This window comes from Paenibacillus sp. 01T443 (assembly GCF_056398325.1).
Genome location: NZ_JBFTPE010000011.1, coordinates 249395 through 258327, shown reverse-complemented (window position 1 = coordinate 258327; position 8933 = coordinate 249395). Strand labels below are relative to the sequence as shown.

Genomic DNA, 8933 nt, shown 5'->3' with positions numbered 1-8933 from the left:
GGAGCACCGCTGGGTAGCCAAGTACGGACGGGATAAGCGCTGAAAGCATCTAAGCGTGAAGCCCCCCTCAAGATGAGATTTCCCAGTATGTAAGACCCCTTGAAGACGACGAGGTTGATAGGTTCGGGGTGGAAGCACAGCAATGTGTGYAGCTGACGAATACTAATCGGTCGAGGGCTTATCCTAAAAAGTTTGAGAAGCAAACTTACATCGTAAGCATACGCTTAAGTTTGCCCCGGACCCATACATCCGGCAGACAGCAGCTATATAAGGTTTCAGCAAACCTAACTTTCGTATCCAGTTTTCAGGGCGCAATTTGCCTGCCTGTGCTTAAACTAAAGATCTTACATAAGATTTATGTTTATGCTTAGGGCCCTTAGCTCAGCTGGTTAGAGCGCACCCCTGATAAGGGTGAGGTCGGTGGTTCGAGTCCACTAGGGCCCACCATATTTTCCCTGATAGCTCAGTTGGTAGAGCACTCGACTGTTAATCGAGTTGTCACAGGTTCGAGTCCTGTTCGGGGAGCCAAGTTTGGAGAGATACCCAAGTGGCTCAAGGGGACCCTCTGCTAAGGGGTTAGACTGCGTAAGTGGTGCGAGGGTTCGAATCCCTCTCTCTCCGTTCTCTATTTTTTCAAGGCCCGTTGGTCAAGTGGTTAAGACACCTCCCTTTCACGGAGGTAACAGGGGTTCGAGTCCCCTACGGGTCACCAATATTTTTTAACGACGCGGGGTGGAGCAGCCCGGTAGCTCGTCGGGCTCATAACCCGAAGGCCGCAGGTTCAAATCCTGCCCCCGCAACCAATCACCTTTTAATGGTGAATAACCATCCATATGCCGTTGTAGCTCAACTGGTAGAGCAACTGACTTGTAATCAGTAGGTTGGGGGTTCAAGTCCTCTCGACGGCACCACTTTTTCTTAAGATGCTCGATTTTCTTTCAAGATCGGCATCGCAAACCGCCACATGCAGGCGGACATAATCGATGTGCCGTTGTAGCTCAACTGGTAGAGCAACTGACTTGTAATCAGTAGGTTGGGGGTTCAAGTCCTCTCGACGGCACCATCTTTTCTCGGGACGTAGCTCAGCTTGGTAGAGCACCTGGTTTGGGACCAGGGGGTCGCATGTTCAAATCGTGTCGTCCCGACCATTTTTTAAATAATGAAATACATATAAAACCGCTATTCTCATAGTCCATCGGACTTTGAAGATAGCGGTTTTTTTATGCCGCAATTGGGAATTATAATCGCAATATGCCGTTATGCGCCATATATTTCAATGGAATAAGGAGGGCTTTGCTGTTGAAGCTTAGTATGAGAATTTTTGCATCGTTTGCTGTGATCATATGGTGCTTAATTAGTCCTGAYGCTGTATTTGGACAGCCAGGTGTGTATCATTTTGGATTTAAGAAAAGCGTGGAAGGACGTTTGCCCTCGATAGATGAAGAAGGCTTCAAAAATATCGTGACGAAGCACGGAGCGCTTTTTTTAGGGGATACAAGTCAGAAGGAGCTTTATCTTACGTTCGATAATGGCTACGAAAATGGTTATACGCCGCGAATACTCGATGTCTTAAAGGAGAAAAACGTGCCGGCTGCTTTTTTTGTCACGGGCCATTATGTAAAGGATCAGCCAGAGCTCATTAAGCGAATGGCTGCCGAGGGCCATATCGTAGGGAATCACTCTTGGAGCCATCCGGATATGTCACAGCTCTCGGAAGGCAGTATCAAGACGGAGCTTGATAAGGTAAGGGAGCATGTCGAGGTCCTTACAGGGCAGAAGGAGATGAAATATCTACGTCCGCCTAGAGGTATTTTTAGTGAACGGGTGCTTGCAGCGAGCAAGCAATTCGGATACACGAATGTATTCTGGTCCGTTGCTTATAAAGACTGGGATGTGAATGCGCAAAGGGGCTCACAATATGCGTACAGCGAGGTTGTGAAACAGCTGCATCCCGGTGCGATCATTTTGCTGCATTCGGTGTCAAAGGACAATACGGAGGCGCTAGGCAGAATCGTTGATGAAGCACGCCGCCAAGGCTATGAATTCAAGAGCTTGGATCAGCTTATCCGAAGCGAGTAACAAGAAAAAACAGCAGTATCGACCTTAACCCAAAACCTGGGCTAAGGTTTTTTTTATTGTTATTTGTCTATCCGCTTGCGGAGCGATAACGTATGATTTAGATGAATCGTTTTGAAAGTATTTAATAAGCTGCCCTGAAGCTGCTGAAGCATAGACGGAAGCTTTCGTCTGCGGCGACAAACACATTACCAATGATGCTAATGGAGGTTCATTTTGAGCACTTTTTTCTTATTTGAGTAAGAAAAATACATCTTGTCTTCTAAAGCTGTCTTAGAAGGGCAAGACTAAGTGTGACCGCATAGATTCAAATTCGTGCAAAGGTGATAAATAGAGGTAAACCAAACGGATAAACAAACAAGGAGTCTTCCTATGAGAAATATGTCTTTACTTCGTGAGTCAAAACAGAGGAAGCTACTGTTCAGTGCGGGACTCAGCTGGATGTTCGATGCGATGGAGGTCGGGATGATCTCATTCATTGTGGCTGCACTCGCTGTGGATTGGCAGCTTGGCGCGCAGCAGGTAGGCTTACTGATGGCCATTAATTCAATAGGCATGGCTGCCGGAGCGGCAATAGCTGGCTTGCTGGCAGACCGGTACGGACGGCGGGCGATATTGCTGTGGACTCTGTTAATTTTCTCCATTGCGAGCGGTCTATCCGCATTGGCAACAGGGTTTATCGCGCTTTGCGTGCTGCGGTTCGCTGCGGGATTCGGTCTGGGCGGCGAGCTGCCGGTCGCATCAACGCTTGTTTCGGAGTCGATGCCCACCAAGGAGAGAGGGCGCGCCGTCGTGCTGCTCGAGAGCTTCTGGGCATGCGGCTGGATTGCCGCGGCGTTAATCGCCTACTTCATTATTCCGCATTATGGCTGGAGAATGGCTTTTTTAATCGGGGCAGCGCCTGCCTTGTATGCATTGTACTTAAGACGAGCCATACAAGACGCGCCAAGCTTCACTGCGCAGCAGAGCATAAAGCTCTCGTTAACGGAGCGGATATCATCCATATGGTCAACAAAGCATCGCCGGGCGACGGCCACCCTATGGATTTTGTGGTTCACGGTCGTATTTTCTTATTATGGGATGTTTCTATGGCTGCCTTCCGTCATGGTGCTAAAAGGCTTTGGTCTGGTAAAAAGCTTCCAATACGTATTGATCATGTCGCTCGCGCAGCTGCCCGGCTATTTCACGGCTGCGTATTTTATTGAAAAGTTCGGCCGCAAGTTCGTGCTCGTAACTTTTCTTTTGCTGACGGCCGGGAGCGCGTTATGGTTCGGCAATGCCGAATCAGAGGGGATGCTGATTGCATCGGGCATATGTCTATCCTTCTTTAACCTCGGCGCATGGGGAGGCATGTATGCGTATACGCCGGAGCTATATCCGATTGCCGTGCGCGGAACCGGTGTTGGGTTCGCTGCTTCCTTTGGGCGTATTGGCGGCATTATTGGCCCTTATTTGGTAGGAATGCTGGTGGCAAGAAAGATGGAGATTCATTATATTTTTATGATTTTCTTTGTTACGATCATTGTCGGAGCGCTTGCTGTGCTGTTTTTTGGGAAAGAGACAAAAGGGACGGACCCGGATAAAGAAGCTGTCGCTCAGGTCGGCTGACCGTATGCTGCATATCCTCATTAAGCTTTAAAGCAAAAAATCCCGCCCTGCTAAGAAGCAGCTAGGCGGGATTTGCTTATTAAGCACCGGTCACTTGTTTGGAGAAGAAGGTTTTGAGCGCTTTGTAAACCTCGCCCTTCTCCTTTATGACCGAGTACATGAATTTCTTATGGCTGATATGCTTATACGCGGACATCAGCGTACTGCTGCGATTGTATTGGTTAACTTCGCCGTATCCGAACATATTGCTCCGCTCCATGAGCTGCCCGATCAGTTTGACACATCGTTCATTATCGGAGGTTAGGTTGTCGCCATCCGAGAAGTGAAACGGATAAATGTTCCAATTGGATGTCGGATAACGGCTGTCGATAATCTCAATTGCTTTCTGATAAGCGGACGAGCAGATTGTGCCACCGCTTTCACCGCGGTTGAAGAACTCTTCCTCCGTGACCTCTTTGGCCTCGGTATGATGCGCGATAAATACGATCTCCACATGCTCATACTTGCGGCGCAGGAAACGGGTCATCCAGAAAAAGAAGCTGCGTGCGCAATATTTCTCGAACGAGCCCATACTGCCCGATGTATCCATAAGCGCCAGGATCACGGCGTTGGATTGAGGTTTTACGATTTCGTTCCACGTTTTGTAGCGTAGATCATCAGGCGATATGCCGCCAATCCCGGATTTGCCCGCATTGGCATTGCGGCGAAGATTCTCAATTAATGTCCGTTTCTTATCAATGTTGGACATAATGCCTTTTTTCCGAATATCGTGAAAAACAATTTCAGTCGTTTGCAGCTGATCTTTTTGCTTCTGCTCCAAATTCGGAAGCTCCAGCTCTTCGAACAGCATATCCTCGAGCTGATCAATGCTTATTTCCGTATCGACGACATCCTCGCCTGGTTGATCGCCTGCATCTTGACCTTTACCCGGTCCCTTAGCGGCTTGTGGGTCGACGCCGAGCACGTCGCCAACCTGTGAATCGCCGTCTCCTTGTCCGACGTGCTGCTTCTTGTTGTAGTTGTATATGAAGTGGGATTCGTCGAGACTTTTAATGGGAACCTTAATCGTACGCCTTCCATCGGATAGAACGATGCTTTCGTCGGAAACCAGATCGGGAAGGTTTTGCTTAATTGCTTCTTGTACCTTCTCCTGATGTCGTGCTTGATCCTCATAGCCTTTGCGGTGGAGTGACCAATCCTCCCTTGACACAACAAACAGCGGCTCTGACTCCATTTCCCTCACCTCATTCCAAGAAGTTAACGTTGCGGTATGCTTGTAGCCAATGCTGCTTTTCACTTTTTTCTTGTCTGTTACTCAATATATTCAAGAGCCGAGCGGTTATGTGAATGAAAATTAGTCCATTTCTATTAATCTATCGAAGAGCTTGGACAGCTCTACTTGACATTGTGTCTATTCGTTCGCCTATTTTTTAACCAGTTTGTATAATGTAATTAAAATTCGATGTTATATAATATAACATATAAGAAACGAAAAACTATCTCATACCTTACATTTAAGTGCAAAAACAATGAGGAGGGATGAAATGGAGCTGTCCGATACTGCGAATAAGGCAGAAATCATTGTCGATCAAGTGTCTATGCGTTTTGGGAAAAAAGGTCATGAGATGACGGCACTTCAGCAAGTCAGCTTCGAAATCTACCAGAATGAATTTGTATCTCTCCTAGGTCCATCGGGCTGCGGCAAATCCACGCTGCTTCGGTTAATGGCCGATTTGCTTGAGCCGACGGAAGGGCGTATTACGATTCAAAATGAGCATCCTCGAGAAGTTCGCCTCCGCCGAAAGTTCGGCATTGTATTTCAAAACCCCACCTTGTTCGAATGGAGAACAGTTAAACAAAATATTGAACTCCCGCTCGAAGTGCTTGGCCAAAAAAAGTCGCAGTACCTTGCGTTGACCGAGCAGCTTATCGAATTAGTAGGACTGACCGCCTTCAAGCATTATTATCCCTGGCAGTTAAGCGGCGGGATGCAGCAGCGCGTTGCAATTGCCCGCGCCCTAGCTTTAGACCCGCCTATATTATTCATGGATGAACCCTTCTCCGCGCTCGATGAGTTTACGAAGGAGAAGCTGCAGCTAGAGCTGCTGGACATTAAGCAAAAAACGAATAAAACCATTGTATTCGTCACGCACAGCATCCCCGAGGCCGTTTTCCTATCCAATCGCGTCATTGTGCTTTCGGCGCATCCCGGCAAGGTACATTCTATTGTGGATATTACTCGTGAAGAGAGCGATTCTACGCGCTTTCGCGATACCGAGTACTTTCATGAAGTAACAAGGAAGGTTAGAAAATGCTTTTACGAGGAGAGTGGCTTCCTTGATGAGCAGATGGTTTAGAAGAAACAGCGACGCTGCTGCGATTGTGCTTTGGGCTGGGGGGGTTCTCCTGCTGTGGGAGGCATCGGCGTGGTTTGTTGCTAACGTTGCTGAGCTGATTAACCCTGCTTCAAAGCTGCCTTATCTGCATCTGGTCATTGGAAGCATGATGAAGCATTTTCCGACTTTACTGGAGCAAGGCATGATTACCTTCGGCAATTCGATTACAGGTTTTGCGTTAGGTTCTGCAATCGGTTTTTTGCTGGCCATCCTTATGAGCCTGTCCCGAACGGTTGAAAATACGCTTTCGCCCTATATGGTTGCCTCACAAATGATTCCGATCATTGGGCTCGCGCCTATAATCTACGGCATTATCCATGATGCTGCGTTATCCCGCATTCTGATGGCCAGCTACGTTACTTTTTTTCCTGTCACAATAAATATGCTGCGCGGCTTGCACAGCATTAAGCCTGAGCAGCTCGAGCTGATGCGATCCTATGCGGCTTCCACATGGACCTTATATACGAAGCTGAAGCTGAAAGCTGCGCTGCCGGGACTTCTTGCCGGGTTAAAGCTGTCGGCTCCGCTGGCGATAACGGCTTCAATTATCGTCGAACTGATGGGCGCGCCGGACGGTATTGGCGTTCTCATGATCAGCTCTTTGTATTACGGCACTTCGCAGGTTTATATGTTTTGGTCAACTGTTCTGGTTAGCATGGGCATCGGATTAAGCCTGTTTTTATTGATCGGTTTGCTGGAGAGACGGATTACCCCTTGGCAGCCGGAGTTTCGCTCGAAGGGGAGGGACGGCGGATGAAGGAAATGCTTGCATCGAGATCGATTGACAGCATCCGCTCCAAGCCTGCTTTAATGAACACCAAAGCCGGCCTCAAGAGCAAGAGACCCGTGTTTTTGCTCCCTTTAGGATTTGGATTGCTGTTCCTCGCCGTTTGGCAGCTGAAGGGCTTTCACTGGCTGTTTCATTTGGAGCTCTATCAGCTGCCGATTCCTTCTTCGATAGCGACCTCCATTCGCGACAACTCCGCTTTACTATGGAGTTATTCTTTATATACAGGAAGCGAGATGCTTAGCGGCTGCCTAATTGGATCGTTTCTTGGCCTCTTAGCCGCAGCAGCTGCTACATGGTTTCCTGGAACGGGCAAAGGCGGAATTACGATCATGGCTTCCTTAAACGCGGTGCCCATCGTTGCACTTGCTCCTGTGATGAATAATTGGTTCGGTGCCGGCATCGCGTCGAAAATAGCCATCGTGTCGGTCATGACGATGGCTACGATGGCAGTGATTGCCTTCAAGGGGCTGCGTTCGATCGACCCCACATCGATAGAGCTCATGCATGCGTATGCTGCTGGGAAATTCCAGGTGTTCATAAAGCTTCGCCTGCGAGCCGCGCTTCCGTATTTATTTACCGCTTTGAGAATCAATATGTCTACGAGCATGATTGGAGCGATTGTCGGGGAATTTTTTATATCCTCGCGCGGACTCGGGTTCCTGCTCTCCGATCAGATCAAGCTGGGCAATATGCCGCTTGCTTGGGCCTGCATCGCAATTGCCGCCGTGCTTGGCATCCTGCTGTATTATTTGGTCCAGTTATCGGAACGTTTGATTATTCCATGGCATGCCGCGCAGCGAAAGCTGTAGTCGATTTGGAGTATATCCCGGAATACATGCACGCATACATGCATCATCAGGGGCTGACAGCAGCTTTTAAATAGAGAATTGAAAATGGAGAGGAATGGTCTGCATGAAAAAGAGAAGCCTGAAGCGGCAAACCGTTTTAACCGTGACGCTGGCGCTCGCGCTGCTGCTCGTTGCTGCCTGCGGAAATACCAATGAGCCTGCTGCATCAACCAATGAGCCGGCAGCCTCAGCGAACGATTCGGCGGCGTCGGATGAGCCGGCGGCCGAGCCGCTCCAGAAAGTGAAGATCCAGCTGAAATGGGTGCCGCAGGCACAGTTTGCCGGTATTTTCGTGGCGAAGGAGAAAGGCTTTTACGAGGATGAAGGTCTGGATGTCGAGATCATTCCCGGAGGACCGGATGTCGTGATTGAGCAGCAGGTCGTAAATGGAGCAGCAGACATTGGGGTGACCAGCTTTGACAGCTTGCTTGTGAACCGCGATAACGGACTGCCGCTCGTATCCATTGCGCAGGTGCTGCAGAAGAGCTCCTACCGCTTCGTAGCGAGCAAGGCGTCCGGCATTGACGAGCCGGCGAAGATGAAAGGAAAGAAGGTTGGGATGTGGACGGGCAGCCAGCAATTCCAGGTGCTTGCTTTCATGGAGAAAAACGGGCTTGATCCCAAAAAAGATGTTGAGCTTGTAAAGCAAGGGTTTACGATGGATCAATTTTTCAATAAACAGCTGGATGTTGCCGTTTCTACGATTTACAACGAATATCATGTTGTGCTTGAGAGCGGCGTGAAGGAAGAGGATTTATATGTATATGATTTCGAGGATGCCGGCGTCGGTATGCTGGAGGATACGCTCATCGTGAAGGACGAATGGCTGAAAAACAATCGTGAAACCGCGGTAAAAGCGATCAGGGCAACAATGAAGGGCTGGAATTATGCGATTGCGAATCAAGCGGAATCGGTGGATATCGTGATGAGCGCGGTAACGGAGGGAAGCACGACGAAGGAGCATCAGACGACGATGCTGATGGAAATGGCGAAGCTCGTAAAGCCTGAGGGCTTCACGGAGGCGCAGGTAGGGTCGTTTGTTGACGAGGCGGTGCAGCGGACCGTTGATATTGCGCTCAAATACGAGCTGATTAAGAAGGCTCCGGACCTGGCAGCGGCAGTCGACAAAACAATTTTGGAAGATGCGGCGAAGTAGCCGCATACGCTAGTCTATAAGGATCGCGGATGGTCACATTCGCGGTCTGTTCTACTATA

The 8933-nt window shown here is 49.0% G+C and carries 7 protein-coding genes, 8 tRNA genes and 1 rRNA gene; 15 read left to right on the top strand and 1 reads right to left on the bottom strand.

Going from position 1 to position 8933, the window contains the following annotated elements; genetic code table 11:
* The 11 genes from AC1DLI_RS22400 to AC1DLI_RS22350 form a co-directional block, all read left to right on the top strand.
* Positions 1–186 (top strand): 23S ribosomal RNA (locus tag AC1DLI_RS22400); the annotation flags it as partial.
* A 184-nt stretch (positions 187–370) separates the two neighbouring features.
* Positions 371–447: transfer RNA gene (locus AC1DLI_RS22395), tRNA-Ile, on the top strand.
* Between the two features lie 5 nt (positions 448–452).
* Positions 453–528 (top strand) — tRNA-Asn (locus AC1DLI_RS22390).
* Between the two features lie 5 nt (positions 529–533).
* Positions 534–621, top strand: a tRNA-Ser gene (locus tag AC1DLI_RS22385).
* Between the two features lie 16 nt (positions 622–637).
* A tRNA-Glu gene (locus AC1DLI_RS22380) sits at positions 638–712 on the top strand.
* Between the two features lie 14 nt (positions 713–726).
* Positions 727–803 (top strand) — tRNA-Met (locus AC1DLI_RS22375).
* A 32-nt stretch (positions 804–835) separates the two neighbouring features.
* Positions 836–911, top strand: a tRNA-Thr gene (locus AC1DLI_RS22370).
* A gap of 76 nt (positions 912–987) precedes the next feature.
* Positions 988–1063, top strand: a tRNA-Thr gene (locus AC1DLI_RS22365).
* 8 nt (positions 1064–1071) lie between these two features.
* Positions 1072–1148: transfer RNA gene (locus tag AC1DLI_RS22360), tRNA-Pro, on the top strand.
* A gap of 133 nt (positions 1149–1281) precedes the next feature.
* Positions 1282–2079 carry a delta-lactam-biosynthetic de-N-acetylase gene (pdaA, locus tag AC1DLI_RS22355; RefSeq protein ID WP_477606592.1) on the top strand — a complete coding sequence of 266 codons (798 nt, stop codon included), beginning with the start codon at positions 1282–1284 and terminating at the stop codon, positions 2077–2079.
* 369 nt (positions 2080–2448) lie between these two features.
* Positions 2449–3684, top strand: a complete 1236-nt coding sequence (locus AC1DLI_RS22350) for an MFS transporter (protein ID WP_477606559.1) — start codon at positions 2449–2451, stop codon at positions 3682–3684.
* 79 nt (positions 3685–3763) lie between these two features.
* On the opposite strand, the gene yhbH is transcribed toward AC1DLI_RS22350, so the two are convergent.
* Positions 3764–4918: a sporulation protein YhbH gene (gene yhbH, locus AC1DLI_RS22345; protein WP_477606590.1), complete on the bottom strand. Its 1155-nt coding sequence runs from the start codon at positions 4916–4918 to the stop codon at positions 3764–3766.
* 310 nt (positions 4919–5228) lie between these two features.
* On the opposite strand from yhbH, the gene AC1DLI_RS22340 reads away from it, so the two are divergent.
* The 4 genes from AC1DLI_RS22340 (at position 5229) to AC1DLI_RS22325 (ending at position 8874) form a co-directional block, all read left to right on the top strand.
* Complete coding sequence (locus AC1DLI_RS22340; RefSeq protein WP_477606557.1) at positions 5229–6041, top strand: ABC transporter ATP-binding protein; 813 nt, start codon at positions 5229–5231, stop codon at positions 6039–6041.
* A complete protein-coding gene (locus AC1DLI_RS22335) occupies positions 6025–6837 on the top strand; it encodes an ABC transporter permease (RefSeq protein WP_477606555.1) in 813 nt (270 codons plus the stop codon). The genes AC1DLI_RS22340 and AC1DLI_RS22335 overlap by 17 nt, the downstream gene beginning before the upstream one ends.
* Positions 6834–7679, top strand: a complete 846-nt coding sequence (locus AC1DLI_RS22330) for an ABC transporter permease (protein ID WP_477606553.1) — start codon at positions 6834–6836, stop codon at positions 7677–7679. Before AC1DLI_RS22335 ends, AC1DLI_RS22330 begins: the two co-directional genes overlap by 4 nt.
* A 103-nt stretch (positions 7680–7782) precedes the next feature.
* Complete coding sequence (locus AC1DLI_RS22325) at positions 7783–8874, top strand: ABC transporter substrate-binding protein (RefSeq protein ID WP_477606551.1); 1092 nt, start codon at positions 7783–7785, stop codon at positions 8872–8874.
* Positions 8875–8933: the final 59 nt, after the last annotated feature.